Source organism: Bacillus paramycoides (assembly GCF_001884235.1).
GTDB classification, from domain to species: domain Bacteria; phylum Bacillota; class Bacilli; order Bacillales; family Bacillaceae_G; genus Bacillus_A; species Bacillus_A paramycoides.
On the sequence record NZ_MAOI01000003.1, the window covers coordinates 1 to 978 of the forward strand.

Here is a 978-nt window from a genome sequence, read left to right on the forward strand (position 1 = left end):
TCGCATTGCCATCTTTCCACGTTTTCGTTCCTTCTACTGTTGTTTGCGCTACTTTTGTATTCGTAATGTCATAACCTTTTACTTCGGATTTATATCCATCTACTGGTTGCTCTTTTACTGTATATGTATAAGCAACACCGCTCGCATCATATGATTCTAAATTTGTAAATGTATATTTCCAACCATTTGCCGCTGTTACGTCCTGTGTTTCGATTGCATTTCCATTTTGTAGTAAGTCTACTTTGATCGTTGCCGGACGGTCTGTTGCATTTCCGTCTTTCCACGTCTTCGTTCCTTCTACTGTCATTTTCGCTACTTTTATATTTGTGATGTCATAACCTTTTACTTCGGATTTGTATCCCGCTACCGGTTGTTCTTTTACTGTATACGTGTAAGCAACACCGTTCGCATCATATTGTGCTAAGTCTGCAAATGTATATTTCCAACTGTTTGCTGCTGTTACTTCTTGTGTTTGAATTACGTTTCCATTTTGCAATAAGTCTACTTGGATTGAGCTTGGACGATCTGTTGCATTGTTGTCATTCCAAGTTTTCGTTCCTGAAACAGATGTTTTTGCATCTTTTGTATTCGTAATGTTGTAGCCATTTACTTCCGATTTGTATCCCGCTACTGGTTGCTCTTTTACTGTATACGTATAAGCATTACCATCATTATCATATGCAGGTAAATCTGCAAACGTATAGTTCCAGTTATTCGCTGCTGTTACTTCTTGTGTTTTAATTGAATTTCCATTTTGCAGTAACTCTACTTGGATTGAACTTGGACGATCTGTTGCATTGTTATCATTCCAAGTCTTCGTTCCTGAAATCGATGTCGTTTTCACCTTATTCGGAACCATCAGCTTTACGCCTTTTGCAGCATTCGCATCAATTGTAAAAGGCACTTTTGCTTGTGGATCGAAATCCAAGTAGTTTGGTGCTGAAATTTCTTGTACATAGTAATTTCCTGGATCTAAAT

At 37.8% G+C, this 978-nt stretch carries 1 protein-coding gene; it reads right to left on the bottom strand.

All coding sequences use genetic code 11. The annotated features are described in order from the left end of the window. Positions 1-978, bottom strand: a 978-nt coding sequence (locus BAU28_RS00075) for a Cna B-type domain-containing protein (protein ID WP_244158047.1), incomplete at both ends; no start/stop codon positions are given.